Source organism: Bacillus sp. NTK071 (assembly GCF_017303315.1).
In the GTDB taxonomy this organism is placed as follows: domain Bacteria; phylum Bacillota; class Bacilli; order Bacillales; family Guptibacillaceae; genus Guptibacillus.
Genome location: NZ_JAFKOI010000018.1, coordinates 32,387 through 59,077, shown reverse-complemented (window position 1 = coordinate 59,077; position 26,691 = coordinate 32,387). Strand labels below are relative to the sequence as shown.

Here is a 26,691-nt window from a genome sequence, read left to right as displayed (position 1 = left end):
AAACTCTCCGATAGAAAGCTTAATCTAGCTTTTAAAACAATTTGCTTCCGTAGAAACAACTACTTACATGGCGTTTCGTTCAGTTTTCAAAGATCGATTCGTTTCTTTCGATGTCGTTTTCAGCGACTTTATTAATATACCATATCAACTTAGTTAGCGTCAACAACTTTTTTTATTCTTTTTGTGTGCGTCATCCGTTTCGTATCGGCGACCTATATAAATATACAGGTTGTTTCTGTAATTAGCAAGGGTTTTTTGAAATTAATTTGTACCTTTTTTTAAAATGCGCATATACTTTAAAACTTCAGCCTTTGTAGCAGTTCTTTTATAGATTCCAAGTAGAATTTGATACCGTTCCTCCATAGCTCGTTTAATAAGCCCATCAATGCGACTATTATCCAAATCCAACAGAAGTTCTTCCATCTCCCGCTTAAGTAAGTACTCGATTTCCTTCATTTCTTTATTGTTAACAAGAAGTCCTATCACTTTAACTCCTCCTTCCTCAAACCAGTATCGCCTAACCTATACCTAAATATGTGTGCAGGAAACACTTTGTACATAGTTATGAAACTGTTCGCATATGAATGGGACAAAGGGGGTGCATGATGAATTTTTTCTGGATTTGGAATGGAAAGCGTATAAAACAAGGACTTGTTATTGTAGTTGCTGCTTTTTTTACAGCCATTATTCTATTTACAGAAGGTGGCGAGCTAGCCGTCTTCACTTCAAACGAAATCCCTCTAGCCATTGACCAAGTAAAGAGCAAAGATAAAAGAATTGCGCTAACGTTTGATATTAGCTGGGGAGAAACAAAAGCCATTCCTATTCTTGACCAATTAAAAAAGAACAAAGTAAAGGCTTCTTTTTTCATTTCAGGGGCATGGGCTGAACGACACCCTGAAATCGTTGAGCAAATTGTAAAAGATGGGCATGAAATAGGAAACCTGGGATATAAATATGAAAATTACACAACGATGGAAAATGAAGAAATAAGAAAAGACATTATACGCTCCCATGAAGCGATTAAAAAAGTATCTGGTACTCAACCAGAACTTCTCAGACCACCTAATGGTAATTTTGATAAGAGGGTTCTCACTCTTTCAGATAAAATGAACTATACAGTCATCCATTGGAGTCTCGATTCAGAAGATTGGAGAAACCCTGGTATGGAAACCATAGTAGAAAATGTTGCAAGCGGTGCAGATCCTGGTGATATTATTCTCCTGCATGCTTCTGACTCAGCTAAGCAAACGGCTGATGCGATTCCAAACATCATCTCGACTTTGAAGAAGAAAGGTTATACTTTCTATACAGTAAGCGAACTTGTGTCAAATGCAGATATCAAAAGTAAAGAAATTAAATAAGCAGCCCTGCTATTGTGCAGAGCTGCTTTTGTTTATACTTCTTTTCCAATCAGACGATGAAGTGTTAGCAATTGCCATACATTACTGGCTAGAAGTGGTATTAAAATAAGCCATAGCCATTTAGGATCATTACTCTGTAACCCAGGAATCCATTCAAGCGTTGTTACAACGACAATAAAGAAGAGAGCCGGTATAAAGGCCTGCTTGTTCGTTTCTTTTTGTTTGATGTATGCTACTGTAACACCTACCACAAGAAGAAATAGAGCAACAAGGACATAGCTTAAAATGCTTTCTCCCGCTTCCGCGAAAACGGCATAGCGGAAATAGACTAAGTCGAACAACGCAACTGCAATTAGGACGGCTTGTATAGTATTCCATAATCTAACAGATTTAAAAATACCAAGGCCAAACCGATGAATGGTTAAATATGCGAAAAATCCCATCTGACTGATCAAACTAAAGATGCTGGATACTCCAAGTAACCAGAGCATGACAATCAGGAATGAAAGAAATTCACCGTTTTTTAGATCTGCCCAATATTGCGACCAGTCTAAAACAATACCTGTAATCATTCCCGCTGTTGATCCAATCAGAAGGGTTGAAAAGAATAAGTAAACAAGATTTCTTGTTTTCACAATCAAACCCCCGTGAATGTTAATGATGCTTCTCTGTTGAATTGTACCAATGCCACTTTTAAAATGCCACCCTTCCTTTATTCTCCGGGTATAAATTCACAGTTTCGCCTAATATTAAGGATAAGAATATGAGAAAGGAGCATGAGCAAATGAGTCAGCGATTCAAACTGCTTGCTCTTGGATTAGCTTTTCTTCTCATTGCTGGTTGCGCCACAGGTTCCGCTGAGGGCTCTCAGGCTAATTATGATGAAACGAAGAAAATGCTTGTCGATCTGCTAAAAACAGATGAAGGCAAAAAAGCCATTCAGGAAATCATGTCAGATGAAAAATTGAAACAACAGCTTGTGATGGAAGAACCTTTTGTGAAAGAAACCATACAGAAAGTCCTTACAACCGAAGAAGGTAAGAAGTACTGGCAAGAAATGCTGAAAGATCCTGCTTTCGTTGAGAACTTCGCGAAAAACATTCAAGGGGAAAACGAAAAACTGTTTAAAGCACTAATGGACGATCCGGAGTATCAAGAAAAAATGATGGATCTTATGCAAGACCCTGAAATGGAGAAACAATACTTGCAGCTATTGGAAAGTAAGCAATCCAGAAAGCAAATTAAGGATTTGATCTCTGAAACATTCGAGAGTCCATTATTCCAGGCTAAAATCCAGCAGATGTTAACCAAAATCACTTCAGAGCAATTAAAAGAATCTGAAGGTAGTGGAGAACAGAAATCGGATGAAAAAACAGGTGATGAACAGAGTGATAGCTCAGACAATCAACAATGATCATCCTAACGAAAAAGGACACTCCAATTGGAGTGTCCTTTCTTGTTATTCTGTTTTAGCAATAACTTCTTTCGCTATATCTAAATATTGCTTTCCAATCGGATGATCAGCCTGGTAAACGGAAGGGGCAAACTCCTCGTCATTGAAATCAGGTTGTCCAAGGGGCAACTTCCCTAGAATTTCGGTGGACAGTTCAGAGGCAAGTTTTTCGCCACCACCCTGACCGAAAACATATTCCTTTTCACCGGTTACCTTACTTTCAAAATAAGCCATGTTCTCAACTACTCCAAGAACTTCATGTTTGGTTTTCAAGGCCATAGCGCCTGCTCGTGCTGCTACGAAAGCAGCAGTTGCATGTGGAGTAGTAACAATGATCTCCTTAGAAGCCGGAAGCATCGTGTGGACATCAAGTGCTACGTCCCCTGTTCCTGGTGGGAGGTCAAGTAGCAAGTAATCTAACTCACCCCAGTCAACTTCACTGAAGAAATTGTTAAGCATTTTCCCAAGCATCGGCCCACGCCAGATTACCGGAGCGTTATCCTCCACAAAAAATGCCATAGACATCACTTTTACGCCAAAACGTTCAACAGGATAGATTTTACCATCTACTACTTTGGGTCTACTTTCAATTCCCATCATATCTGGAACACTAAAACCATAAATATCAGCATCAATAATGCCAACTTTTTTCCCTAATCGAGCAAGCGAAGTTGCCAGGTTAACTGTTACAGTAGATTTTCCAACCCCACCTTTACCACTCGCGACGGCAATAAACTGTGTCTTACTCTCTGGTGATAACAATGGCGGTAGATTAGGATTTGCTGAAGTCCCTTGAGGAAGCTCCTCATCAGCAAGTTGCTCAAAACGTAGTCCTACTGATTCTGCTCCAGCACCTTTCAAGATGTTCACGATCTCCTGCTGTACTTTCATCTGCTCAGCAGATTCCGTTTGCGCTAGGGCAGCTTTTACACTAACATAGCCTTCCTTAGTCTTCACATCACGGATGGTGATACTTTTATGTATAATAGGATCTTGCACCTTTTGTAATAATTCAACGACCTGATCTTTCGTTAACATGGAGGCACCACCTTCTCTGAATTCGATTACATTGTTAGTATAACACATCATTCAGAGAACTTTGACCCTCCTGTTTATTGGATGTTTTATTGAATAGTAAGCAAAACCAGCACCTATTCTTCAGGCACTGGTTCGTTTGTGGAATAGCGAATGATCCCTTGATATATGGAAGCCGCAACTTTATTTTGATATGCTTCTGTATTTAATAACTCCCGCTCCGTAGGATTTGATAGAAACCCTACCTCTACAAGTGCTCCAGGAATCTCAGCTTGCTTCAATAAATAGACACTATCCAAATTCTTAGCAAGACGATTAGTATTCTCAAGGTTTCGTTTAATCTCAGATTGTATGAACCGCGATAGCGCTTGACTCTGTTCATTGGTTGGATTATAAAACGTTTGTGCACCGCTCCACTTCGAAGAAGGAATGGCATTTAAATGAATGCTAATAAACAAATCGTTACTTGAATCATTCACAAGTCTAACACGTTCTCTTAGATCTTCTGATTTACGATTGCTAAGACCCTTCGTATTCTCTGATGCTAAGTCAGTATCAGTCTCACGAGTCATGATAACAAGTGCTCCAGCTTCCTGAAGGTAATCACGCAATTTGAGAGATACCTTTAGCGCAATATCTTTCTCTACCACATTGTTACCTACTGCACCTCCATCCGGGCCACCATGACCCGGATCAATTACAATGATTTGCCCGGATAAGGGAAGATGCCAGGCATCCCAGGATGAATCAATCGCAAATTTGTAATTAATAATAAATAACAATACAAATACACCAGCCGCAACCCCCAACCGCTTCGACCACTTTTTCATACCAACACCACCCTCTATTCTGTCCTATAGTATCTATATGGGACAAGTGAGGGAAATAGTCTTGGAACCTGAGCGTTTATTGAAGACGAAGACGACGTCTCATGACCCCTTTTTCACACCCTGCCTTCCACCAGTTCGAAACAAACACATCACAGGTTAAGTGAAGTGATTCTTCATATCCAGCAGAAGTCTTCCAAAAGAGCCAATAATCGAACAAGGCATCAATAAGGGCTTTTTCAAGTTTAAAACAACGCCGGTGTACCGCTTCCATTGATTCACCATTGCATGAGAATTTACTATACTCCGCTCCTAATAAATAGGCTTCGATTGCAATGTCCATACAAACATTCTCAACATCGCCTTTATAAAGAATCGCTTCAGAGAAGAAAGGAGAAAACATTTCTGTAATATTATCTGATAACTCTTTTAGTGATATTTCAATTAGTATTCTCCGCTCGAATTCAAGGCGCTTATGACGCTGGCGTTCTTTAAAGACGGTAATAACGTTGTCCATGTCACCCATCCTCTCGACTTATTATGCTTTAGTCTCTTTCGAGCGTCATAGAGTATGCGGTAAATGAACTGGTAATTCATTCAGTTCACACCATTAATAAACAACAAAAAACCCCCGGCTTTTGAAAGCCAGAGGTTTTGAAATAATAGAATTAACGCTTCGAGAACTGAGGTGCACGACGTGCTGCTTTAAGACCGTATTTCTTACGTTCTTTCATACGAGCATCACGAGTTAGGAAGCCAGCGCTCTTAAGTGTAGCGCGTGATTCCGGATCAGCTTGAAGTAGTGCACGAGCGATACCGTGACGGATTGCGCCCGCTTGTCCAGTGAATCCACCACCGTTAACATTTACAAAGATATCGTAAGTGCCTTCAGTACCAGTTTCAACTAGTGGTTGCTTAGAGATAAGCTTTAGTGTTTCAAGATCGAAATAGTCATCGATTTCACGGTTGTTAATAACCATACGTCCGTTACCAGGAAGTAAACGTACGCGTGCTACAGAGTTTTTACGTCGGCCAGTGCCGTTGTATTGTACTTGTGCCAAGTTGATTCCCTCCTTTTAATTAACCTCTTAGTTCGTATTTTTCAGGCTGTTGAGCCTGGTGATTGTGCTCGCTACCAGCGAATACATGAAGCTTCTTAATCATTTGGCGACCAAGGCTGTTCTTTGGAAGCATGCCTTTGATTGCAAGTTCAAGCATTTGCTCAGAACGGTTAGTACGCATTTCTAGAGCATTTCTTGATTTCAAACCACCTGGGTGTCCACTATGACGGTAGTACATCTTGTCATTAAGTTTGTTACCAGTTAGTTCAATTTTCTCAGCGTTAAGGATGATCACATGATCACCAGTGTCCACGTGAGGTGTGAAAGTTACTTTATTTTTACCGCGTAGGATCGCTGCTACTTCACTTGCAAGACGGCCAAGTGTTTGACCTTCAGCGTCAACGATATACCATTTACGTTCTACTTCGTGGCCTTTAGCCATAAATGTTGTACGCATGAGTTTCCCTCCTAAAATCAATCCAATTTATTTTAAAACTAGCACAGAATATTCATTGTCAGTTGTCAGTCAGATTTCTAAATCCGGGGCAAGTGGATGTAGAAATACCAAAGAATATCTTATAATACGTGGGCGGAAATGTCAAGTGTTTGATAACTTTCTATTCCTTTTTAAGAATAGACTATGTTAGTGAGCAGAGCTGAAAGGCAAGTGAAACTAAGGTCTCACTCGAATGAGCCAAAAATCGAGAAATCAACAATATGAGCTAACATAGCCTAAGAATAAGAGACTTCCCATAAATAGAGTCCGTGGGGAGGCGCAGTCTTACCAGCCCTACTACGATCTTGAGCTTCAAGGATAGAAGGCAATTCATCAGCTTGACGATCTCCTCTACCAACCTCTAGGAACGTCCCCATCAAAATGCGAACCATATTATATAGAAATCCACTACCTTCAAATGTAAAAATGAGTTCATCATTTTCTTCTTCAATATCAATCCGGTAGATTGTGCGGACTTTATCTTTCACATCTGTTTTGGCAGAACAAAATGATGTGAAATCATGCTCTCCAATAAGATGTGCAGCAGCCATTCTCATGTCGCCTATATCCAATTCACGAGCCTCGTGCACTGCATAGTTTCTACGAAAAACATCAAAGGCGGCACGGTTATTCACACGGTAGTGATACGTCTTTCGCACAACGTGATACCTAGCATGAAAATCTTCAGGTACTGTCTCGGTTCGTAACACACGCACATCCGCTGGCAGCTGCGTATTTAACGCTCTCGTCCAATTATCCAACGGGATAGAAAGCGGTGTGTCAAAATGAATGACCTGCCCTGCAGCGTGCACACGGGCATCCGTTCTGCCTGATCCAGTCACGTGAATCAATTGCCCTTTGTGCATCTGTTTTAAAGCTCTCTGCACCTCTTCTTGGACTGTACGGCCATTGGGCTGTATTTGATAACCATTAAATGCAGTACCATCATACGATATCGTCATTTTAATCCTTTGCATGACATCCCCCTTAACTTCTCAACAGAAGTAAACCAATACTTAGGATCAGTAATATAATAAATAGAGTTGTATCCTTTCCAGACCATTTCAGTAACCGAATGCTCGTTCTGCCTTCACCACCACGGTACCCTCTAGCTTCCATCGCCATCGCCAAATCTTCTGCACGTTTAAACGCACTGACAAAGAGTGGAACGAGAAGAGGAACAATGCTTTTCAAGCGGTCTTTAATTGGTCCTGTGGAGAACTGCGCCCCCCGTGCAGATTGTGCTTTCATGATTTTCTCGGTTTCCTCAAGAAGTGTCGGAATGAACCTAAGTGCAATTGACATCATCAATGCAAATTCATGAACGGGAAGGCCGATTTTCTTCATCGGGCCAAGTAAGGTTTCAATACCAACCGTAATATCAATCGGTGTTGTTGTTAGAGTTAAGAGTGATGTAATCATAATTAAGAAAAGAAGACGTAATGAAATAAATATCCCTTGCTGCACACCGCCTTCATACACTTTAAGAAATCCCAAATCGAACAGTAACGGACCTTCTTTTGTTAAGAACACATGCAGCAGGAAGGTGAGTATGATAACAAGAAGAATAGGCTTTAATCCGTTGTAAATATATCGTAATGGTAGTCTTGATACCAAAACAGCAATCAATGTAAACGCTCCGAGTAACGCATACGTTAACCAATTGTTAGCTAGGAATACAATAATGACGAATAGAAAAGCAGTTAAAAGCTTAGCCCTGGGGTCTAGTTTATGAATATAAGACTCCCCAGGAACGTACTGCCCGATAATTATGTTTTGCATCAGGACGTTTCCCCCTTTTGCAAAATAGTTAACGCTGCATCTACAGCTGCATCCAACGTAAATACACTTTGAGGTAGCTTTCGATTGAAACGCTCTTCGAGACGATGGATAAATTGCACCGTTTCAGGGACATCCAAACTTAAAGCCTTCAAGGCCTCTGAATCAGCAAAAATGTGTTCTGCATTTCCCTGTAGAGCAACTCCGCCCTTTTCCATAATCACGATATTATCAGAATAACGCGCTGCATCCTCCATACTATGAGTGACCAATATTGTAGTCAGCCCCTCTTCTTGATGCAGACGATAAAATAGCCCCATAATCTCTCGCCTTCCACGTGGATCAAGTCCAGCAGTCGGTTCATCGAGAATAAGAATGGATGGCTTCATTGCAAGTACACCTGCAATAGCCACACGTCTCATCTGACCACCACTTAAATCAAAAGGTGATCTTTCAAGATAAGATTCATCTAACCCCACCTGAGTAATAAGTCTTGCAGCACGCTCTTTTGCTTCTTCAATAGGCACACCAAAATTAAGTGGGCCAAAAATGATGTCCTTCTCAATCGTTTCCTCAAACAATTGATGTTCAGGATATTGGAACACGATGCCTACATGCTTTCTTAAAGCCTTTAACCGCTTATCCTTCTCACCCGCTCGAATAAGAAAGTCACCAATCTGAATACTTCCTGCTGTTGGTTTAAGAAGCCCATTGAGATGTTGAATCAACGTAGACTTACCTGAGCCTGTATGTCCTATAATGGTTTGAAACGTGCCAGATGGTATAGAAAGATTAATGTCCATAAGTGCATTTCGTTCGAAAGGTGTTCCTCGATTATAGGAATGCTCTAACCCTTTAACTGTAATGTCCATAGCTCGTTTACCAGCTCCTCCTGTGATAAAGTAAGCTTCGAGAAATCATACCCTTTTTCACGAAGAGCTCGTTGCACCTGCAATGGAAACGGAAGATCAAGTCCAATCTTCTCAAGCATGTCACCTTTTTCGAACACATCCACAGGTAGACCCTCATCAATTACTTCGCCAGCGTTCATCACTATCATTCGATCAGCACGAGCCGCCTCTTCAAGATCATGAGTAATTGATATTACCGTCATACCTTCTTCTTCTTTTAACTCACGCATCGTTTGTAAAACTTCTTTGCGTCCTGCAGGATCAAGCATAGATGTAGCCTCGTCTAGAATAACGATGGAAGGTCTTAATGCAATAATACCTGCTATAGCAACACGCTGCTTCTGTCCACCAGATAAGCGATGCGGTTCTTGATCAAGGAAATCTTCCATCCTTACTTTTTTAACACTCTCAGATATCCGCTCAAGCATCTTCTGACGTGGCATTCCACTGTTCTCAAGACCAAAAGCTACATCATCCTGAACAGATGTGCCAACAAATTGGTTGTCCGGATTCTGAAAAACAATCCCTACTCTTCTTCTAATTTCCCAGATACTTTCCTCATCTCTACTATTAAATCCCTCAACAAGAACATCACCCTTCTCAGGTAGAAGCAGTCCATTAAGAAGTCTCGCAAGCGTAGACTTACCAGAACCATTATGCCCTACAATCGCAAGCCATTCACCTTTCTGAACAGATAAGCCAACATCTTTTAAGACGTAAGGATGCTCTTCCTGATATCGAAATGATACATTTTGAACGGAGATCAGTTCTTCCATACTCTTTCCTCCTGCCTCTGCTAGTTTCATACTGTCTCTTCAGTACTAGTATGCTGGTGCGAAAAAATGGCGGGGCAGTATGAATAAGCCGCCACTTTTTCCTATCAGCATACGCTTAAAGCTGCTGTATAGCCGTCACTTGCTTTATTTCGCAAAAAAAGCCTGGCATCTGCCAGGCTTTCAGTAATGGCAAGCAGCATGCGATCACTTGGAACATGCGCTTTAATTTACATAAAATCGCACGAAAAAAGGGCATAGAATCAGTATCCAATATCGAGATCCTGTCCCGCCCTTTTAATCAAGTGCGTCTTATACTAGCTCGATGATAACCATTTCAGCACCGTCACCGCGGCGAGGTCCAAGTTTACGGATACGTGAGTAACCGCCTTGACGCTCAGCATAACGAGGAGCGATATCGCTGAATAGCTTTTGAACTGCATCTTGACCGCTTTCTGCATCCGCTACTTCGTTACGGATGAAAGAAGCTGCTTGACGACGTGCGTGAAGATCTCCGCGTTTACCAAGCGTAATCATTTTATCGATGAAAGAACGAAGCTCTTTCGCCTTTGATTCTGTCGTTTCAATACGTTCATTGATGATCAAATCTGTAACAAGGTCACGGAATAGCGCTTTACGCGTATCGCTTGTACGACCTAACTTTTGGTATGCCATGAAGTATTCCCTCCTTTGTTGTTTATAAAATCAACAACTACTATATCTATTCTTCGTTACGAAGCCCAAGTCCAAGCTCTTCAAGCTTCTCTTGTACTTCTTCAAGTGACTTACGTCCAAGATTACGAACTTTCATCATGTCTTCCTCAGACTTATGAGTTAGCTCTTGAACTGTATTAATTCCAGCACGTTTCAGGCAATTATATGAACGAACTGAGAGATCGAGCTCTTCGATGGTCATCTCAAGCACTTTCTCTTTTTGGTCCTCTTCTTTTTCGACCATGATTTCAGCATTTTGAGCCTGATCTGTTAAACCAACAAAAATGTTTAAATGTTCATTTAAAATCTTTGCGCCTAACGATACCGCTTCTTCAGGTCGAATGCTGCCATCTGTCCAAACGTCAAGGGTTAGTTTATCATAATTTGTTACCTGGCCAACGCGTGTATTTTCAACTTGGTAGTTAACACGGGAAACAGGAGTAAAGATTGAGTCAACCGGAATAACACCGATTGGCTGTTCATCATTCTTGTTTCCTTCCGCTTGTACATAACCTCTTCCACGAATTGCAGTAACTCGCATTTGGAAGCGTGCACTTGCAGATAGGGTAGCAATATGAAGGTCAGGGTTTAAGATCTCCACGTCGCTGTCATGAGTAATATCACCAGCTGTTACTGTTCCAGGTCCCTGAACATCTACTACTAGTGTCTTCTCTTCCTCAGAGTAAACTTTCATAGCTAACTTCTTAAGATTGAGAATAATAGTCGTTACATCCTCGTGTACACCTTCAACTGTAGAGAACTCATGGAGAACTCCTTCAATTTGTACAGATGTAACAGCAGCACCAGGTAGTGAAGATAACAGTATACGACGTAGGGAGTTACCCAAAGTAGTTCCATAACCACGCTCTAGTGGTTCGACAACAAACTTTCCGTATTTAGCATCCTCGTTGATAGCTACCGCTTCAATTTTTGGCTTTTCGATTTCGATCATCCAACAAACCCTCCTTCAAAACGTCGAACTTCGGTTAGACAAGGAGTCTAACCGAATAATCCCTTTAGGTGGTTCAAATACCAACAACCTAATTATGATTCGTCAACCGTCAACAATTTATACATTATCATTATTGACATGTTCATCAATTGTATACCGATAGATTGAATCTTTCCATAAGAGATTGTTCAAAACCAGGCATTCACCCGAAGGGAACATCTACGTTTTTGAACTCTCTACTAAATTAGACTCTACGACGTTTTGGCGGACGGCAGCCGTTATGAGGTACTGGAGTTACGTCACGGATCGCAGTAACCTCTAGACCTACAGCTTGAAGTGCACGAATAGCAGCTTCACGACCAGCTCCAGGGCCTTTAACAGAAACTTCTACAGTTTTCATACCATGCTCCTGTGCAGTTTTACCTGCAGTTTCGGCAGCCATTTGAGCAGCGAATGGAGTTGACTTACGAGAACCTTTAAAGCCCATGTTTCCGGAAGTTGCCCAAGAAATCGCATTTCCGTGAGTATCAGTAATCGTAATGATTGTATTGTTAAAAGTGGAACGGATATGAGCTACTCCACTCTCAACATTCTTTTTCACGCGCTTTTTGCGCGTATTTGCTTTACGTTGCTTAGCCATTTGTTAATTACCTCCCTTACTTCTTCTTGTTAGCTACTGTACGGCGAGGGCCTTTACGAGTACGAGAGTTGTTCTTCGTATGTTGACCTCGGACAGGAAGACCACGACGGTGGCGGATACCACGATAAGAACCGATTTCGATTAGACGCTTAATGTTAAGTGAGATTTCACGACGAAGATCACCCTCAACTTTAATTTTGTCTACTACTTCACGGATTTTTCCGAGCTCTTCTTCAGTTAAGTCGCGCACGCGAGTGTCTTCAGAAACACCAGCGTCAACTAGAACTTGTTTCGCAGTTGTTTTACCGATTCCATAAACGTAAGTTAACGCGATTACGATGCGCTTTTCGCGTGGAACATCAATACCAGCAATACGTGCCATTACGTTGCACCTCCTTATATATTAGCCTTGTTTTTGCTTATGCTTTGGATTTTCACAGATAACCATGACTTTACCTTTACGGCGGATAACTTTACATTTTTCACACATTGGTTTTACTGATGGTCTTACTTTCATTGTTTTAACCCTCCTTGTATACGGAGATTAACTGCTTATTTATATCGATACGTGATTCGACCACGTGATAAGTCATATGGAGAAAGCTCAACAGTTACTTTGTCACCTGGCAGAATACGAATGTAATGCATACGTATCTTTCCGGATACGTGAGCAAGAATCTTATGACCGTTTTCGAGTTCTACTCGAAACATTGCATTCGGCAGAGGTTCGATAACCTTGCCTTCCATTTCAATTACTTCTTCTTTAGCCATCTACTTGCTCTCCCTCCTTTAAATCAATGACATGTTCATTCATATATTTTGAGATCGCGAAACGCAGCTTGCCATTTGTGACACGACCGGTTTCCTCAAGACTTCGCTTTACCTCAGGGGATACATAATCTATCAGCTCAAGGTGCGCGAGGTTCTTCCGCTTTGGTCGATCAAACTTACGCTTGTCACCATCTGCTAAGAAAACATAACGTTTATCAACGATTCCTACAATCACGCTATATTGTTCAGCGTCTCTTCCCCGTCTATTCCGAACGATCTGACCGATCTCGGGAACGGTATCCGACTCTTTCACGAACCATCACCTTCACTTAGGCCTTTGTTAGAATTTCATATCCTTCTTCCGTAACAGCAAATGTGTGCTCAAAGTGAGCGCAGTTTTTGCCGTCAGTTGTTACTACAGTCCAATTATCCGAAAGTGTTCGAACATAGCGAGAGCCCAGATTCACCATCGGCTCTACTGCAAGGACCATCCCCTGCTTTAGCCTCGGTCCTTTTCCTGGAGGACCATAATGGGGAATTTGAGGATCTTCATGAAGGTCTTGACCTACACCATGACCAACATATTCTCGTACAATCGAAAAACCTTCAGCTTCGGCATATGCTTGAATTGCATGAGAGATATCTGAAAGCCTCTTACCAGCTTTCGCTTCATCCAATCCTTTATATAACGATTCCTCGGTAACTTTTAACAACCGTTCGTCTTCTTCTGAGATAGTGCCAACAGGATAGGTCCAGGCAGAATCGCCATGATAACCTTTATACTTAGCACCGATATCGATACTAATTATATCTCCCTCCGCCAACACGCGATCTCCTGGAATACCATGTACAAGCTCTTCATTAACTGAAGCGCATATACTTCCAGTGAATCCATTGTAACCCTTAAAGGAAGGAATTGCACCAAGCTGACGAATAAACCGATCGGCAATCGTATCCAGCTCTTTTGTCGTAATTCCAGGCTTGATGTGCTTCTGTAGCTCTTGATGAGTTAGTGCGACAATTTTGCCTGCCTCTCGCATGATATCAAGTTCGCGAGGTGTCTTGCAAATAATCATTACGACAACCCTTTGAGGAGTTGATCTACATCTTCAAACACCTCATTGATGTCTTTATTGCCATCAATTGTTTTAAGATAGCCTTTGCCTTCATAAAAGGTCAACAATGGTTGCTGTTGTTGCTTGTTGACTTCGAGGCGAGTGCGTACAGTTTCTTCTTTATCATCATCTCGTTGATAAAGTTCTCCACCGCACTTATCACAAACTCCTTCTTCCTTAGGAGGGTTGAAGATTACGTGATAGGTTGCTCCGCAGTTACGGCAAACACGACGTCCAGTTAAACGCTGCATGAGTTGATCTTCCTCAACTGCAATGTTAATTACATAGTCGAGTTTTTTCTCCAAGTCGGATAAGATCTCTTCTAGCGCGTCAGCTTGTGCGACGGTTCTTGGAAAACCATCTAAGAGAAAACCTTTTTCGCAATCATCTTTTCCTAAACGCTCTCGTACTATACCGATTGTTACTTCGTCAGGTACGAGGTTTCCGGAATCCATGAACTCTTTTGCTTTAAGACCAAGAGGCGTTCCTTCTTTAATCGCTGCTCGGAACATATCTCCAGTAGAGATATGAGGGATGCCATACTTTTCGACAATCTTTTCTGCCTGGGTTCCTTTTCCGACACCCGGAAGCCCCATTAATACTAGATTCATCTAATCCCTCCGCACGTCACCCAATCGAGGATGAAGGAGGGGAAGAAAGTTCTTCCCGATTTATCCTCAAGATTTAATAAAGCCTTTATAATGACGTTTAATTAATTGACTTTCAATTTGCTTCATCGTATCAAGCGCTACCCCAACAACGATCAGCAAGCTTGTTCCGCCGATTTGCAGCGTTTGCGGCAGTCCTGCTACGGTTGTGAAAAATACCGGAATAATCGATATAACAGCAAGGAAAAGTGCTCCTACAAATGTTAAGCGGTAGAGAATGCGAGTAATGTACGTTTCCGTTGCATTACCCGGACGAATACCAGGAATGTATCCACCCTGCTTTTTAAGATTCTCAGCCATCTTCTCCGGATTAACCTGGACAAACGTATAGAAATACGTAAATCCAATGATGAGTAACGCATACACGACCATACCAATAGGTTGCGTATAATCAAATACCCGTACGATCCACTCCGTTACCGTATTATCTCCGAACAACCTAGCGATTGTTGGTGGAGTAATAATCAGTGATATTGCAAAGATAACTGGAATAACACCTGCTGCATTGACCTTAATTGGTAAGTGTGTGGATTGTCCACCAACTTGTCTGCGGTTTACAGTACGCTTGGCATATTGAATTGGAATTTTTCGAAGACCTTGTTGAACAAAGATAACAGCTACAACAATTGCGAGTGCTGCAAGTGCAAGAATCACAAGTGTAACAATGTTAAGGAACAACTCATCTTGAGAACCTTCAAACATCTGTGCATAGAGCTGATTAAGCCCTGGTGGAATTGCAGCAACAATACCAGCAAAAATGATGATTGAAATTCCATTTCCTACGCCTTTTGCTGTGATCTGTTCGCCTAACCACATCAAAAAAGCCGTTCCGGCTGTTAAAACAAGAGAAATATTAAGATACGTTAGTACGCCTGGATTACTAATCAACTGTCCACCAACAATATTGTTGAACCCGATTGAAAGACCAATACCTTGGATAAGTCCAAGTCCGATCGTTCCATAACGAGTAACCTGCGTTAGCTTCTTGCGTCCGGCTTCCCCTTGTTTAGACCATTCGGTAAACTTAGGAACAACGTCCATTTGCAATAGCTGTACAATAATAGAAGCAGTGATGTAAGGCATAATTCCCATGGCAAAGATGGAGAAGTTTTGCAACGCTCCACCGCCAAAGGTGTTGAGAACTCCGAAGAGACTCATTTGATCTTGAAATTGTAGTACGTCTCTGTTCACACCTGGAACTGGTATGAATGTTCCGATTCGGAACACGACAAGCATGAGTAGGGTGAATATTACTTTATTTCTAATATCACCTACGCGCATAATGTTGGAGATTGCTTGGAACATTAGATCACCTCAGTGTTTCCGCCTGCCGCTTCAATAGCCTCTTTTGCAGAAGCAGAGAACTTATGGGCTTTGACGGTAAGCTTTTTCTCAAGCTTACCACTACCTAGAATCTTAATTCCAGCTTTTTCTTTGCTTACTACGCCAGTTTCCAAAAGAAGCTCTGGAGAAACTTCAGTTCCATCTTCGAAACGGTTAAGCGAATCAAGATTAACAATCGCGAACTCTTTACGGTTCATGTTTGTAAATCCACGCTTAGGTAGACGTTTGAAGATTGGAAGTTGTCCTCCTTCGAAACCGACGCGTACTCCGCCGCCAGAACGAGCTTTTTGACCTTTTTGACCGCGACCAGATGTCTTACCGTTACCAGTAGCAATACCGCGACCAAGTCTGTTGCGTTCTTTACGAGAACCTTCAGATGGTTTTAGTTCGTGTAGTTTCATTGTGGGCACCTCCTCAATGTATAGATTTTTTACGCATCAATTTCGTTAACAGTTACAAGGTGAGATACCTTGTTGATCATACCGCGAATCGCAGGATTGTCGTTATGAACAACCGTGTGATGCATCTTGTTTAGTCCAAGTGTTTTTACCGTCACGCGTTGGTCTTGAGGGCGACCAATCACACTACGTGTGAGGGTGATTTCTAATTGCTTAGCCATCTATTTTCCCTCCCTTAACCTAGTAGCTCTTCTACAGATTTTCCACGAAGCTTTGCAACGTCTTCCGCACGCTTAAGGTTTTCAAGGCCATTAAGAGTTGCACGCACCATGTTAATCGGATTGTTAGATCCAAGAGACTTAGATAGAATGTCACCTACACCAGCAAGTTCTAGTACCGCACGAACAGGTCCACCAGCAATAACTCCTGTACCTTCAGAAGCAGGTTTCAATAGTACGTTACCAGCTCCGAAATGACCTGTAATTTGGTGAGGGATTGTAGTTCCTACAACAGGAACAGTAATTAAGTTCTTCTTCGCATCTTCGATAGCTTTACGAATTGCTTCAGGAACTTCCTGCGCTTTACCAGTTCCGAATCCAACGTGACCGTTTTTGTCTCCGACAACTACGATTGCTGCAAAGCGGAAACGACGTCCACCTTTAACAACTTTCGCTACGCGGTTAACGGTAACAACGCGTTCTTCAAGTTCTAGTTTGTTAGCATCAATGCTACGCATGGGTCAACCTCCTTTTTATTAAAATTTCAGTCCTGCTTCACGCGCTGCGTCTGCAAGAGCTTTTACACGTCCGTGATAAAGGTATCCTCCGCGGTCGAAAACCACTACAGAATATCCAGCTTCAACTGCACGCTTTGCGATTGTTTCTCCGACTTTTACAGCAGCTTCTGTGTTACTTCCGTGCTCAACGTCAATTCCTTGTTCCATGCTAGAAGCTGATACGATAGTAACACCTTTAGTGTCATCGATAAGCTGTGCATAGATGTTCTTGTTAGAACGGAATACGTTTAGACGCGGACGTTCAGTAGTGCCGGTAACTGTGCGGCGAACGCGAGCGTGTCTTTTTTGACGCGCTTTGTTTTTATCGGCTTTAGTGATCATTAAACGTCACTCCTTTCCGCTAGGTTTTTACCTATTTGCCTGTTTTACCTTCTTTACGACGTACATACTCGCCTTCGTAGCGAATTCCTTTACCTTTGTAAGGTTCTGGAGTACGGACAGCGCGGATATTTGCTGCAACAGCTCCAACGCGTTCTTTGTCAATTCCTCTTACAACCACTTTTGTGTTTGAAGGAACTTCAATATCAATACCTTGTTCAGGAACCATCTCAACTGGGTGAGAGTACCCTACGTTAAGGATAAGTTTTTCACCAGATTTGCTTGCACGATAACCAACCCCGATGATTTCAAGACCTTTTTCAAAGCCTTTAGTCACACCTTCAACCATGTTAGCGATCAGGCTGCGAGTCGTTCCGTGAAGTGCACGGTGCTCTTTGTGATCTGAAGGACGAGCTACTGTTAGCACGTTCTCTTCAATGTTTACTTTGATATCAGAGCTGAATGTACGAGAAAGTTCCCCTTTAGGTCCTTTAACCGTTACAACGTCTCCTTTGATATCGATTGTTACACCACTTGGGATTTCAACCGGTTTAAGTCCGACACGTGACATAATTACACCTCCATTCTGCTTTAAGAATTACCAAACGTACGCTAGAACTTCTCCGCCTACTTGCTGTTGACGAGCTTCTTTGTCCGTCATAATTCCTTTAGAAGTAGAAACAAGAGCGATTCCTAGACCGCCAAGTACACGTGGTACTTCGTCTGCTTTAGCGTATACGCGAAGACCAGGTTTACTGATTCGCTTTAATCCAGTGATAACGCGCTCGTTATTTGAACCGTACTTTAAGAAGATACGGATGATTCCTTGTTTGCTGTCTTCGATCATTTCAACATCACGTACAAAACCTTCACGTTTGAGGATTTCAGCGATGCTTTTTTTCGAATTAGATGCAGGAAACTCAAGCTTTTCGTGACGAACAGTGTTCGCATTACGAATTCTTGTAAGCATATCTGCGATTGGATCAGTCATGACCATTAGTAATTACCTCCTTCCCTATTTCGGGTTTACCAGCTAGCCTTTTTAACGCCTGGGATTTGACCTTTGTGTGCAAGTTCCCGGAAACAAATACGGCAAAGTTTAAATTTGCGAATAACTGAGTGTGGACGTCCGCAACGCTCACAACGAGTGTACTCTTGTACTTTAAACTTAGCTTGACGCTTTTGCTTCGCGATCATAGATTTTTTCGCCACAATTTTCCCTCCTTACTTACTTTTGAAATGGCATACCTAGGTTAGTCAACATTTCACGGCTCTCTTCGTCCGTATTAGCTGTCGTTACGATAACGATGTCCATTCCGCGTACTTTGTTAACTTTATCGTAATCAATTTCAGGGAAAATCAACTGTTCTTTAACACCAAGTGTATAGTTACCACGGCCATCGAATGATTTCTTAGAAATACCTCTGAAGTCACGTACACGTGGTAGTGATACAGAAATAAGTTTGTCTAAGAATTCAAACATGCGAGTTCCGCGCAATGTAACTTTTGCACCGATTGGCATGTCTTCACGAAGCTTAAAGCCAGCGATTGACTTTTTCGCACGTGTGATTATTGGTTTTTGACCTGAGATTAACTGAAGCTCCTCAACTGCTGTATCTAGAGCTTTAGGATTCTGAACAGCGTCACCAACACCCATGTTGATTACAATCTTTTCAAGCTTTGGAACTTCCATAACAGAGGAATAATTAAATTTCTCCATTAGTGCAGGTTTAGTTTCATTTTGATACTTTTCTTGGAAACGATTCATCGGATTGACCTCCTTTCGCTACGAACTACTTATCGAGTACTTCACCGGATTTTTTTGAGATACGAACTTTTTTACCGTTGTCTACTTTGTATCCAACGCGAGTAGGTTCACCAGACTTCGGATCTAGCGTCATTACGTTAGAAACGTGGATCGCTGCTTCCTGCTCGATAATTCCACCTTGAGGATTAGCCTGTGATGGTTTCGAGTGTTTCTTAACAAGGTTGACACCTTCAACGATAACTCTATCTTTTTTCGGGTAAGCTTCAAGGATCACACCTTGTTTACCTTTGTCCTTACCAGAAATAACTTTTACTTTATCTCCCTTTTTTACGTGCATAAGGTCGCGCACCTCCTTACAAGGCATCTATTTTCAAATGATTAAAGAACTTCTGGAGCAAGAGAAACGATTTTCATGAACTGGCTGTCGCGTAGTTCACGAGCAACTGGTCCGAAAATACGTGTTCCGCGCGGTCCTTTGTCATCACGGATAACAACCGCTGCGTTTTCGTCAAATTTGATGTATGAACCATCTTGACGACGAACGCCACTTTTACTGCGTACAATAACAGCTCTAACGACTTCACCTTTCTTAACAACGCCGCCAGGTGTTGCTTGTTTCACAGAACAAACAATTACATCACCGATATTAGCAGTTTTACGACCCGAGCCGCCAAGCACTTTGATACAAAGCAATTCACGTGCACCAGAGTTGTCTGCTGTTTTCAAACGAGATTCCTGTTGAATCATCTAGAAAGACCTCCCTTCGGACATTAGTAAATGATCCGAGTTCATTTAGATAATAACTGCTTCTACAACTACTTCTACAAGACGGAAACGTTTGTCTTTAGATACAGGACGAGTTTCCATGATTGTTACAACGTCGTTGATTTTTGCAGTGTTGTTTTCATCATGCGCTTTGAACTTCTTAGAGTACTTAACGCGTTTACCGTATAACGGGTGCATCTTATAAGTCTCAACCATAACAGTAATTGTCTTATCCATTTTGTCAGAGACTACACGCCCAGTGTATTCTTTGCGATTATTGCGTTCGCTCATTTTCGCAAACCTCCCCTCATATTAACCGTTTGTGATTCCTAACTCTCTTTCACGCAAAACAGTGTTTGCGCGAGCGATTGATTTACGGACTTCACGAATGCGGGCTGGGTTTTCCAGTTGACCTGTAGCAAGTTGAAAGCGAAGATTGAAAAGTTCTTCTTTAAAAGATTTCGCTTTCTGCTCGATTTCGGCAGTGGTCAAGTTACGAATTTCCTCAGCTTTCATTTGTGTCACCACCCACTTCTTCGCGTTTTACGAACTTAGTTTTAATAGGTAATTTGTGAGAAGCAAGGCGAAGAGCTTCGCGCGCAACTTCCTCAGAAACACCTGCAATTTCGAAACAGATTTTCCCTGGCTTTACTACAGCTACCCAACCTTCAGGAGCACCTTTACCGGAACCCATTCGTACTTCAAGTGGTTTAGCAGTGTAAGGCTTTGATGGGAAAATTTTAATCCAGACTTTACCGCCACGTTTCATGTAACGAGTCATAGCAATACGAGCTGCCTCGATTTGACGGTTTGTGATCCAACTAGCTTCAAGAGCTTGTAGACCGTATTCACCGAATGCTACTTCAGTGCCACCTTTAGCACGTCCGCGCATTTTTCCGCGATGTTCTCTACGGTATTTAACACGTTTAGGTAACAACATGATTTATTTTCCCCCTTCCTCTTTTTGCGTTCCTTTCGTTGGAAGGACTTCACCACGATAGATCCAAATCTTCACACCAAGCTTACCGTAAGTAGTATCTGCTTCTGCAGTACCATAATCGATGTCAGCACGAAGTGTATGAAGAGGTACAGTACCTTCACTGTATGATTCAGAACGAGCAATATCAGCACCGTTTAGACGGCCAGATACTTGCGTTTTAATTCCTTTTGCGCCTGATCTCATCGCACGTTGAATAGTTTGCTTCATAGCGCGACGGAAAGAAACGCGGTTTTCAAGTTGACGAGCAATGTTATCTGCAACTAGTGTTGCGTCAATGTCAGCTTGCTTAATTTCAAAGATGTTAACGTGAACTTTCTTACCTGTTAGTTCCGCGAGAGACTTACGAAGAGACTCAACTTCAGAACCACCCTTACCGATCACCATACCAGGCTTAGCAGTTTTCACTGTTACATTCACTCGGTTTGCTGCACGCTCGATTTCAACAGCTGATACAGATGCATCTTTCAAACGTTTTTCAATATATTCACGAATTTTAATATCTTCGTGTAAAAGGTTAGCGTAATCTTTGTCTGCGTACCATTTAGACTCCCAATCACGAATGACACCAATTCGAAGTCCTACCGGATTAATTTTCTGACCCACTCGTTATCCCTCCTTCTTTTCTGATACCACGACTGTGATGTGGCTAGTGCGCTTGTTGATGCGGCTAGCTCTACCCATAGCACGTGGGCGGAAACGTTTCATTGTTACTCCTTCGTCCACAAACACTTGAGAAACCGTAAGATTGTTTGGTTCTAACTCAAGATTGTGCTCTGCATTAGCGATCGCAGAGTTAAGCACTTTCTCAACTACTGGAGAAGCAGCTTTGTTTGTGTTGCGCAAAATCGCAATAGCTTCACCGACTTGCTTTCCTCGAATGAGATCTACGACTAAGCGTGCTTTACGAGGAGCAATACGCACGTGTTTTGCAACAGCTTTAGCTTGCATTCGTTGTACCTCCCCTCAAATTAACGTCTAGTTTTTTTGTCATCTGCAGCATGCCCGCGGTATGTGCGAGTTGGAGCAAATTCGCCAAGCTTGTGTCCGACCATGTCTTCTGTAACATAAACCGGTACGTGCTTGCGTCCATCATATACTGCAAAAGTGTGTCCAATAAATTCTGGGAATACTGTTGAACGACGAGACCAAGTTTTGATAACTTTTTTGTCGCTCTTTTCATTTAAGTCTTCGACCTTTTTCATTAAATGATCGTCGACAAAAGGTCCTTTTTTCAAACTACGACCCATTTGTGAACCTCCCTTTTGTGATTAAGCTACGGTCCCTTGGAACCGTAGGTTAATCCCATTATTTTTTGCGACGACGTACGATGTACTTGTCGGAGTCTTTGTTCTTCTTACGAGTCTTAAATCCAAGGGTTGGTTTGCCCCATGGTGACATTGGTGATTTACGTCCGATCGGCGCACGACCTTCACCACCACCGTGTGGGTGATCAACAGGGTTCATTACTGAACCACGAACTGTAGGGCGGATACCCAACCAACGAGAACGTCCAGCTTTACCAATATTGATAAGCTCGTGCTCAAGGTTACCAACCTGACCAACTGTTGCGCGGCAAGTAGAAAGAATCATACGAGTTTCTCCAGAACGAAGACGTACTAGTACGTATCTACCTTCTTTACCTAGAAGCTGAGCTTCTGCACCAGCAGAACGAACAAGTTGTCCGCCGCGGCCTGGCTTAAGTTCGATGTTGTGAATTGTTGTACCAACTGGAATGTTGATTAGTGGAAGAGCGTTTCCTACTTTAATGTCAGCGTCAACGCCAGACATAATTTCAGTTCCTACTTTAAGTCCTTTTGGAGCAAGAATGTAACGCTTCTCTCCATCAGCATAGTTGATAAGAGCGATGTTAGCAGAACGGTTTGGATCGTATTCGATCGTAGCAACGCGTCCTGGTATTCCATCTTTGTCTCGTTTAAAGTCAATTACACGGTATTTACGCTTATGACCGCCACCCTGGTGACGAACAGTTAAGCGACCTTGGTTGTTACGTCCACCTTTTCTATGAATAGGTGCAAGCAACGACTTTTCAGGCTGGTCTGTAGTGATTTCAGCAAAATCAGATACTGACATACCACGACGACCATTTGTGGTCGGTTTATACTTTTTAATCGCCATTCTTATTTCCCTCCTTCTCTATTATTTTTTAGACGCCTTCAAAGAAATCTAATTCTTTGCTCTCTGGTGTAAGCGTCACGATAGCTTTTTTGCGACGTGGTGTAAATCCGCTGTGGCGGCCAACACGTTTCTTTTTACCCATATAGTTTTGAGTGTTTACTCCTGCAACTTTAACTCCGAAGATTTCTTCTAGAGCACTCTTGATTTGAGTTTTGTTAGCACGAGTGTCAACTTCGAACGTATACTTTTTGTCTGCCATTACGTCAGTAGTAGCTTCAGTAATAACGGGGCGCTTGATAACATCACGAGCGTTCATTACGCTAGCACCTCCTCTACTTTTTCCACAGCGTCTTTTGTCATAACTAGTTTATCAGCTTTAAGGACATCAAGAATATTAAGTCCAGCTGAAGTTACAACAGTAACACCAGGAATATTGCGTGCAGATAATGCGACAGCTTCGTTATAGTCGCCTGTAACGATAAGCGCCTTGCTTTCTGCTGAAAGGCTTGATAGTACTGATTTCATTTCCTTTGTTTTTGGTGCATCAAAAGAAATGCTGTCCACGATGACCATATCCTCTGTTTGTACTTTAGAAGACAAAGCAGATCTGATAGCCAAACGGCGAACTTTTTTAGGTAGCTTATAAGAATAGCTTCTTGGTGTCGGACCAAATACTACTCCACCGCCAACCCATTGTGGTGAACGGATTGAGCCCTGACGAGCACGACCTGTTCCTTTTTGGCGCCATGGTTTAGCTCCACCACCGCGTACTTCTGAACGATTTTTCACGTCGTGGTTACCTTGACGCAAAGATGCTTGCTGCATGATAACCGCATCATACATAACACTTTCGTTTGGTTCGATCCCGAAGATTGCTTCAGCGAGTTCGATGTCGCCAACTTGTGCTCCGGTTTGGTTGAACATTGTTACTTTAGGCACTTGGATATCCTCCCTTCTTACTTAGCTTCTTTTGCTTTAACCGCGCTTTGTATAGTTACGTAGCTTTTCTTAGCTCCAGGTACGTTACCTTTTACTAGAAGTACATTACGTTCTACATCAACTTTAACGATTTCTAGGTTTTGTACAGTTGTACGTTCGCCACCCATGCGACCAGGTAGAAGTTTACCTTTCATTACGCGCATTGGATCGATAGGTCCCATTGAACCTGGACGACGGTGGTAACGAGAACCGTGAGTCATTGGTCCGCGAGATTGGTTATGGCGCTTAATTGCACCTTGGAAACCTTTCCCTTTAGACGTACCAGTTACATCAACTACGTCACCTTCGTTAAAGATATCAACCTTGACTTCCTGACCAATTTCGTAACTACCTTCTGCGTTACGAATTTCTTTCACGAAGCGCTTAGGTGTTGTGCTCGCTTTTGTAGCATGGCCTTCTTCAGGCTTGTTGAAACGAGATTTCTTCTTGTCAGCAAAACCAACTTGAATTGCTTCGTATCCATCTGTATCAACAACTTTCTTTTGAAGGACAACGTTAGGTTCTGCTTCAATAACAGTTACCGGGATAATATCTCCGTTGTCAGCAAAGACTTGTGTCATGCCTACTTTTCTTCCTAAGATTCCTTTGGTCATTCGTCACACCTCCTAATTGTTTTTAAATAATTTATTTAGCGTTCTATTAAAGTTTAATTTCAATGTCAACGCCAGACGGTAGGTCCAAACGCATTAACGAGTCAACCGTTTGTGGTGTAGGCTCGATGATGTCAATTAGACGCTTATGCGTACGCATTTCAAACTGCTCACGAGCATCTTTGTACTTGTGTACCGCACGTAGAATTGTGTAAACAGATTTTTCCGTCGGCAACGGGATTGGTCCGGATACTTGTGCACCTGAACGTTTTGCTGTTTCTACAATTTTCTCAGCAGACTGATCTAGAATACGGTGATCATATGCTTTTAAACGAATACGAATCTTTTGCTTTGCCATTATTTCCCCTCCTTTATCGCCCATATTGTTATAGACAGTTCTCCGTGAAAATAAACCCAACACACTCGCCATGGCAAAGGGGCCGGGTGTGTCAGCAACCTTCCACATCATCGCTGTTTATGACCAACATTCATATTATACTAAAGCAAGAGCCTAAATGCAAGGACTTCTGCTAATTCAAAAGTATGTCGATCGCACACTCTTGATAGTATAACGGCCTGGGCCGAAAAATGCAAGGCCTAAAAGCAATTTCAGACTATTCATTAAACCGTTTAAGGTTTGGATCGATCTCTATCGAACTCATTTCTCTAATCTAACATAGATTCAAAATAAAAAACACCCGGAAAAATCCGGGTGTTTTGTTAAATCATAGAGATAGATTACTCAGTGATTGTTGCTACAACGCCTGCGCCTACAGTACGTCCACCTTCACGGATAGAGAACTTCGTTCCATCTTCGATTGCGATTGGAGCGATTAGTTCAACTGTCATTTCGATGTTGTCTCCAGGCATAACCATTTCAACGCCTTCTGGAAGTGCAATTGTACCAGTTACGTCAGTTGTACGGAAGTAGAACTGAGGACGGTAGTTAGCGAAGAATGGAGTGTGACGTCCACCCTCTTCTTTAGAAAGAACGTAAACTTCAGCTTGGAATTTAGTGTGAGCTTTTACAGTTCCCGGCTTAACAAGAACTTGTCCACGCTGAATGTCTTCACGAGAAACACCGCGAAGAAGTGCGCCAATGTTGTCGCCAGCTTCAGCATAGTCAAGAAGCTTACGGAACATTTCAACACCAGTAACAGTTGTTTTCTTGTTCTCTTCAGCAAGACCAAGAATTTCAACTTCGTCACCAACTTTGATTTGTCCACGCTCAACACGACCAGTTGCTACTGTACCACGACCAGTGATTGAGAATACGTCCTCAACTGGCATCATGAATGGCTTGTCAGTGTCACGTGTTGGAGTTGGGATGAACTCATCAACAGCGTCCATAAGTTCGAAGATTTTAGCTTCGTACTCTTCGTCGCCTTCAAGAGCTTTAAGAGCAGAACCTTTAATTACTGGTACATCGTCGCCATCGAAGTCGTATTCAGAAAGAAGATCACGAACTTCCATTTCAACTAGTTCAAGTAGTTCTTCGTCGTCAACCATGTCACACTTGTTCAAGAATACAACAAGAGTAGGTACACCAACTTGACGAGAAAGAAGGATGTGCTCACGAGTTTGTGGCATTGGACCATCAGCAGCAGAAACTACTAGGATTCCTCCGTCCATTTGTGCAGCACCAGTGATCATGTTTTTAACATAGTCAGCGTGACCTGGGCAGTCAACGTGTGCATAGTGACGGTTTTCAGTTTCATACTCAACGTGTGCAGTTGAGATTGTGATTCCACGTTCGCGCTCTTCAGGAGCACCATCGATTTGGTCGTAAGCCATAGCAGTACCGCTACCTGAACGCTTGTGAAGCACTGAAGTGATCGCAGCTGTTAGAGTAGTTTTACCATGGTCAACGTGTCCAACTGTACCAATGTTAACGTGGGGCTTGGAGCGGTCGAATTTTTCTTTAGACATTAGTGTTTCCTCCTTTAATTACGTTGAAATTATCTATGCCAAGATAGGCGTATGAGTGAATCAATCTCGCCTATCTTAGATTACAACAA

General features: G+C 42.2%; 45 protein-coding genes. 2 read left to right on the top strand and 43 right to left on the bottom strand.

All coding sequences use genetic code 11. The features are described from left to right. Nucleotides 1–261 precede the first annotated feature (261 nt). Nucleotides 262–486: a hypothetical protein gene (locus JI666_RS18865; RefSeq protein WP_136948799.1), complete on the bottom strand. Its 225-nt coding sequence runs from the start codon at nucleotides 484–486 to the stop codon at nucleotides 262–264. Nucleotides 487–605: 119 nt separating this feature from the next. Between JI666_RS18865 and pdaB the strand changes: the two genes are divergently transcribed. Beyond that, complete coding sequence (gene pdaB / locus JI666_RS18860; protein ID WP_206894586.1) at nucleotides 606–1,364, top strand: polysaccharide deacetylase family sporulation protein PdaB; 759 nt, start codon at nucleotides 606–608, stop codon at nucleotides 1,362–1,364. Between the two features lie 32 nt (nucleotides 1,365–1,396). Here the strand turns inward: pdaB and JI666_RS18855 are convergent, their stop codons facing one another. Beyond that, nucleotides 1,397–1,999 carry a KinB-signaling pathway activation protein gene (locus JI666_RS18855; RefSeq protein ID WP_206894582.1) on the bottom strand — a complete coding sequence of 201 codons (603 nt, stop codon included), beginning with the start codon at nucleotides 1,997–1,999 and terminating at the stop codon, nucleotides 1,397–1,399. Between the two features lie 149 nt (nucleotides 2,000–2,148). On the opposite strand from JI666_RS18855, the gene gerD reads away from it, so the two are divergent. Then, nucleotides 2,149–2,778: a spore germination lipoprotein GerD gene (gene gerD / locus JI666_RS18850; RefSeq protein WP_206894580.1), complete on the top strand. Its 630-nt coding sequence runs from the start codon at nucleotides 2,149–2,151 to the stop codon at nucleotides 2,776–2,778. Nucleotides 2,779–2,823: 45 nt separating this feature from the next. On the opposite strand, the gene salA is transcribed toward gerD, so the two are convergent. The 41 genes from salA to tuf all read right to left on the bottom strand — a co-directional run bounded on the left by salA (nucleotide 2,824) and on the right by tuf (nucleotide 26,602). Beyond that, nucleotides 2,824–3,855 carry an iron-sulfur carrier protein/transcriptional regulator SalA gene (gene salA, locus JI666_RS18845; protein ID WP_206894578.1) on the bottom strand — a complete coding sequence of 344 codons (1,032 nt, stop codon included), beginning with the start codon at nucleotides 3,853–3,855 and terminating at the stop codon, nucleotides 2,824–2,826. Nucleotides 3,856–3,968: 113 nt separating this feature from the next. Further along, the gene (cwlD, locus tag JI666_RS18840; RefSeq protein ID WP_206894576.1) at nucleotides 3,969–4,682 is read right to left on the bottom strand and encodes an N-acetylmuramoyl-L-alanine amidase CwlD; all 714 of its coding nucleotides are present in this window, start codon (nucleotides 4,680–4,682) and stop codon (nucleotides 3,969–3,971) included. A 76-nt stretch (nucleotides 4,683–4,758) separates the two neighbouring features. Further along, on the bottom strand, nucleotides 4,759–5,196 hold the full coding sequence (locus JI666_RS18835) for a DUF2521 family protein (RefSeq protein ID WP_206894575.1): 438 nt from the start codon (nucleotides 5,194–5,196) through the stop codon (nucleotides 4,759–4,761). A gap of 151 nt (nucleotides 5,197–5,347) precedes the next feature. Beyond that, nucleotides 5,348–5,740, bottom strand: coding sequence for a 30S ribosomal protein S9 (gene rpsI, locus JI666_RS18830; protein ID WP_048313356.1), 393 nt, complete (start codon nucleotides 5,738–5,740; stop codon nucleotides 5,348–5,350). Between the two features lie 19 nt (nucleotides 5,741–5,759). After that, a complete protein-coding gene (gene rplM / locus JI666_RS18825) occupies nucleotides 5,760–6,197 on the bottom strand; it encodes a 50S ribosomal protein L13 (protein WP_048313355.1) in 438 nt (145 codons plus the stop codon). A gap of 275 nt (nucleotides 6,198–6,472) precedes the next feature. Then, nucleotides 6,473–7,213, bottom strand: coding sequence for a tRNA pseudouridine(38-40) synthase TruA (truA, locus tag JI666_RS18820; RefSeq protein WP_206894574.1), 741 nt, complete (start codon nucleotides 7,211–7,213; stop codon nucleotides 6,473–6,475). 10 nt (nucleotides 7,214–7,223) lie between these two features. Further along, nucleotides 7,224–8,021 carry an energy-coupling factor transporter transmembrane component T family protein gene (locus tag JI666_RS18815; RefSeq protein WP_206894585.1) on the bottom strand — a complete coding sequence of 266 codons (798 nt, stop codon included), beginning with the start codon at nucleotides 8,019–8,021 and terminating at the stop codon, nucleotides 7,224–7,226. Then, nucleotides 8,018–8,887, bottom strand: coding sequence for an energy-coupling factor ABC transporter ATP-binding protein (locus JI666_RS18810; RefSeq protein ID WP_206894573.1), 870 nt, complete (start codon nucleotides 8,885–8,887; stop codon nucleotides 8,018–8,020). Before JI666_RS18810 ends, JI666_RS18815 begins: the two co-directional genes overlap by 4 nt. Continuing rightward, the gene (locus JI666_RS18805) at nucleotides 8,863–9,702 is read right to left on the bottom strand and encodes an energy-coupling factor ABC transporter ATP-binding protein (RefSeq protein WP_206894572.1); all 840 of its coding nucleotides are present in this window, start codon (nucleotides 9,700–9,702) and stop codon (nucleotides 8,863–8,865) included. Before JI666_RS18805 ends, JI666_RS18810 begins: the two co-directional genes overlap by 25 nt. 309 nt (nucleotides 9,703–10,011) lie before the next feature. Further along, the gene (gene rplQ, locus JI666_RS18800; protein ID WP_048313350.1) at nucleotides 10,012–10,374 is read right to left on the bottom strand and encodes a 50S ribosomal protein L17; all 363 of its coding nucleotides are present in this window, start codon (nucleotides 10,372–10,374) and stop codon (nucleotides 10,012–10,014) included. 46 nt (nucleotides 10,375–10,420) lie between these two features. Next, a complete protein-coding gene (locus tag JI666_RS18795) occupies nucleotides 10,421–11,365 on the bottom strand; it encodes a DNA-directed RNA polymerase subunit alpha (protein ID WP_048313349.1) in 945 nt (314 codons plus the stop codon). Nucleotides 11,366–11,609: 244 nt separating this feature from the next. Beyond that, nucleotides 11,610–12,005 (bottom strand): 30S ribosomal protein S11, encoded by a 396-nt coding sequence (rpsK, locus tag JI666_RS18790; RefSeq protein ID WP_048313348.1) that lies wholly within the window; start codon nucleotides 12,003–12,005, stop codon nucleotides 11,610–11,612. A gap of 16 nt (nucleotides 12,006–12,021) precedes the next feature. Continuing rightward, the gene (gene rpsM, locus JI666_RS18785) at nucleotides 12,022–12,387 is read right to left on the bottom strand and encodes a 30S ribosomal protein S13 (protein WP_048313347.1); all 366 of its coding nucleotides are present in this window, start codon (nucleotides 12,385–12,387) and stop codon (nucleotides 12,022–12,024) included. Between the two features lie 21 nt (nucleotides 12,388–12,408). Continuing rightward, nucleotides 12,409–12,522 carry a 50S ribosomal protein L36 gene (gene rpmJ / locus JI666_RS18780; protein WP_003720928.1) on the bottom strand — a complete coding sequence of 38 codons (114 nt, stop codon included), beginning with the start codon at nucleotides 12,520–12,522 and terminating at the stop codon, nucleotides 12,409–12,411. Nucleotides 12,523–12,557: 35 nt separating this feature from the next. Then, complete coding sequence (gene infA, locus JI666_RS18775) at nucleotides 12,558–12,776, bottom strand: translation initiation factor IF-1 (protein ID WP_048313346.1); 219 nt, start codon at nucleotides 12,774–12,776, stop codon at nucleotides 12,558–12,560. Then, nucleotides 12,769–13,089 (bottom strand): KOW domain-containing RNA-binding protein, encoded by a 321-nt coding sequence (locus tag JI666_RS18770; protein ID WP_206894571.1) that lies wholly within the window; start codon nucleotides 13,087–13,089, stop codon nucleotides 12,769–12,771. Before JI666_RS18770 ends, infA begins: the two co-directional genes overlap by 8 nt. Before the next feature lie 16 nt (nucleotides 13,090–13,105). Beyond that, nucleotides 13,106–13,852, bottom strand: a complete 747-nt coding sequence (gene map, locus JI666_RS18765) for a type I methionyl aminopeptidase (protein ID WP_136948787.1) — start codon at nucleotides 13,850–13,852, stop codon at nucleotides 13,106–13,108. Further along, the gene (locus tag JI666_RS18760; protein ID WP_136948786.1) at nucleotides 13,852–14,502 is read right to left on the bottom strand and encodes an adenylate kinase; all 651 of its coding nucleotides are present in this window, start codon (nucleotides 14,500–14,502) and stop codon (nucleotides 13,852–13,854) included. Before JI666_RS18760 ends, map begins: the two co-directional genes overlap by 1 nt. Before the next feature lie 66 nt (nucleotides 14,503–14,568). Beyond that, entirely contained in the window at nucleotides 14,569–15,864 is a 1,296-nt protein-coding gene (gene secY / locus JI666_RS18755) for a preprotein translocase subunit SecY (RefSeq protein WP_048313342.1), read from the bottom strand. Then, entirely contained in the window at nucleotides 15,864–16,304 is a 441-nt protein-coding gene (gene rplO / locus JI666_RS18750; protein ID WP_048313341.1) for a 50S ribosomal protein L15, read from the bottom strand. The genes secY and rplO overlap by 1 nt, the downstream gene beginning before the upstream one ends. Before the next feature lie 29 nt (nucleotides 16,305–16,333). Then, nucleotides 16,334–16,522 carry a 50S ribosomal protein L30 gene (rpmD, locus tag JI666_RS18745; RefSeq protein ID WP_048313340.1) on the bottom strand — a complete coding sequence of 63 codons (189 nt, stop codon included), beginning with the start codon at nucleotides 16,520–16,522 and terminating at the stop codon, nucleotides 16,334–16,336. Between the two features lie 14 nt (nucleotides 16,523–16,536). Next, nucleotides 16,537–17,037, bottom strand: a complete 501-nt coding sequence (rpsE, locus tag JI666_RS18740; RefSeq protein ID WP_048313339.1) for a 30S ribosomal protein S5 — start codon at nucleotides 17,035–17,037, stop codon at nucleotides 16,537–16,539. Between the two features lie 18 nt (nucleotides 17,038–17,055). Beyond that, nucleotides 17,056–17,418 carry a 50S ribosomal protein L18 gene (rplR, locus tag JI666_RS18735; RefSeq protein ID WP_206894570.1) on the bottom strand — a complete coding sequence of 121 codons (363 nt, stop codon included), beginning with the start codon at nucleotides 17,416–17,418 and terminating at the stop codon, nucleotides 17,056–17,058. 31 nt (nucleotides 17,419–17,449) lie between these two features. Continuing rightward, nucleotides 17,450–17,986: a 50S ribosomal protein L6 gene (gene rplF, locus JI666_RS18730; protein WP_206894569.1), complete on the bottom strand. Its 537-nt coding sequence runs from the start codon at nucleotides 17,984–17,986 to the stop codon at nucleotides 17,450–17,452. 27 nt (nucleotides 17,987–18,013) lie between these two features. Further along, nucleotides 18,014–18,412 carry a 30S ribosomal protein S8 gene (gene rpsH / locus JI666_RS18725; protein ID WP_136948782.1) on the bottom strand — a complete coding sequence of 133 codons (399 nt, stop codon included), beginning with the start codon at nucleotides 18,410–18,412 and terminating at the stop codon, nucleotides 18,014–18,016. Between the two features lie 29 nt (nucleotides 18,413–18,441). After that, nucleotides 18,442–18,627 (bottom strand): type Z 30S ribosomal protein S14, encoded by a 186-nt coding sequence (locus JI666_RS18720; RefSeq protein ID WP_048313335.1) that lies wholly within the window; start codon nucleotides 18,625–18,627, stop codon nucleotides 18,442–18,444. A gap of 16 nt (nucleotides 18,628–18,643) precedes the next feature. Further along, on the bottom strand, nucleotides 18,644–19,183 hold the full coding sequence (rplE, locus tag JI666_RS18715) for a 50S ribosomal protein L5 (RefSeq protein ID WP_048313334.1): 540 nt from the start codon (nucleotides 19,181–19,183) through the stop codon (nucleotides 18,644–18,646). Between the two features lie 25 nt (nucleotides 19,184–19,208). After that, nucleotides 19,209–19,520: a 50S ribosomal protein L24 gene (gene rplX / locus JI666_RS18710; protein WP_206894568.1), complete on the bottom strand. Its 312-nt coding sequence runs from the start codon at nucleotides 19,518–19,520 to the stop codon at nucleotides 19,209–19,211. Nucleotides 19,521–19,561: 41 nt separating this feature from the next. Next, nucleotides 19,562–19,930, bottom strand: coding sequence for a 50S ribosomal protein L14 (rplN, locus tag JI666_RS18705; RefSeq protein ID WP_048313332.1), 369 nt, complete (start codon nucleotides 19,928–19,930; stop codon nucleotides 19,562–19,564). Between the two features lie 45 nt (nucleotides 19,931–19,975). Next, on the bottom strand, nucleotides 19,976–20,239 hold the full coding sequence (gene rpsQ, locus JI666_RS18700) for a 30S ribosomal protein S17 (protein ID WP_048313331.1): 264 nt from the start codon (nucleotides 20,237–20,239) through the stop codon (nucleotides 19,976–19,978). Nucleotides 20,240–20,260: 21 nt separating this feature from the next. After that, nucleotides 20,261–20,464, bottom strand: a complete 204-nt coding sequence (gene rpmC / locus JI666_RS18695; RefSeq protein ID WP_048313330.1) for a 50S ribosomal protein L29 — start codon at nucleotides 20,462–20,464, stop codon at nucleotides 20,261–20,263. Further along, nucleotides 20,454–20,888, bottom strand: coding sequence for a 50S ribosomal protein L16 (rplP, locus tag JI666_RS18690; protein ID WP_048313329.1), 435 nt, complete (start codon nucleotides 20,886–20,888; stop codon nucleotides 20,454–20,456). The genes rpmC and rplP overlap by 11 nt, the downstream gene beginning before the upstream one ends. Nucleotides 20,889–20,891: 3 nt before the next feature. Beyond that, nucleotides 20,892–21,551 (bottom strand): 30S ribosomal protein S3, encoded by a 660-nt coding sequence (gene rpsC / locus JI666_RS18685; RefSeq protein ID WP_098445978.1) that lies wholly within the window; start codon nucleotides 21,549–21,551, stop codon nucleotides 20,892–20,894. Nucleotides 21,552–21,554: 3 nt separating this feature from the next. Beyond that, entirely contained in the window at nucleotides 21,555–21,896 is a 342-nt protein-coding gene (rplV, locus tag JI666_RS18680; protein ID WP_048313327.1) for a 50S ribosomal protein L22, read from the bottom strand. A gap of 20 nt (nucleotides 21,897–21,916) precedes the next feature. After that, nucleotides 21,917–22,195 carry a 30S ribosomal protein S19 gene (gene rpsS, locus JI666_RS18675; protein WP_048313326.1) on the bottom strand — a complete coding sequence of 93 codons (279 nt, stop codon included), beginning with the start codon at nucleotides 22,193–22,195 and terminating at the stop codon, nucleotides 21,917–21,919. Between the two features lie 58 nt (nucleotides 22,196–22,253). Continuing rightward, on the bottom strand, nucleotides 22,254–23,084 hold the full coding sequence (rplB, locus tag JI666_RS18670) for a 50S ribosomal protein L2 (protein ID WP_206894566.1): 831 nt from the start codon (nucleotides 23,082–23,084) through the stop codon (nucleotides 22,254–22,256). A 28-nt stretch (nucleotides 23,085–23,112) separates the two neighbouring features. Continuing rightward, nucleotides 23,113–23,400, bottom strand: coding sequence for a 50S ribosomal protein L23 (gene rplW, locus JI666_RS18665; protein ID WP_206894565.1), 288 nt, complete (start codon nucleotides 23,398–23,400; stop codon nucleotides 23,113–23,115). Further along, entirely contained in the window at nucleotides 23,400–24,023 is a 624-nt protein-coding gene (gene rplD, locus JI666_RS18660) for a 50S ribosomal protein L4 (RefSeq protein WP_048313323.1), read from the bottom strand. The genes rplW and rplD overlap by 1 nt, the downstream gene beginning before the upstream one ends. A gap of 17 nt (nucleotides 24,024–24,040) precedes the next feature. Next, a complete protein-coding gene (gene rplC, locus JI666_RS18655) occupies nucleotides 24,041–24,676 on the bottom strand; it encodes a 50S ribosomal protein L3 (protein ID WP_048313322.1) in 636 nt (211 codons plus the stop codon). A 46-nt stretch (nucleotides 24,677–24,722) separates the two neighbouring features. Beyond that, nucleotides 24,723–25,031, bottom strand: coding sequence for a 30S ribosomal protein S10 (gene rpsJ, locus JI666_RS18650; RefSeq protein WP_048313321.1), 309 nt, complete (start codon nucleotides 25,029–25,031; stop codon nucleotides 24,723–24,725). Between the two features lie 380 nt (nucleotides 25,032–25,411). Next, nucleotides 25,412–26,602, bottom strand: coding sequence for an elongation factor Tu (gene tuf, locus JI666_RS18645; RefSeq protein WP_206894564.1), 1,191 nt, complete (start codon nucleotides 26,600–26,602; stop codon nucleotides 25,412–25,414). Between the last annotated feature and the right edge of the window lie 89 nt (nucleotides 26,603–26,691).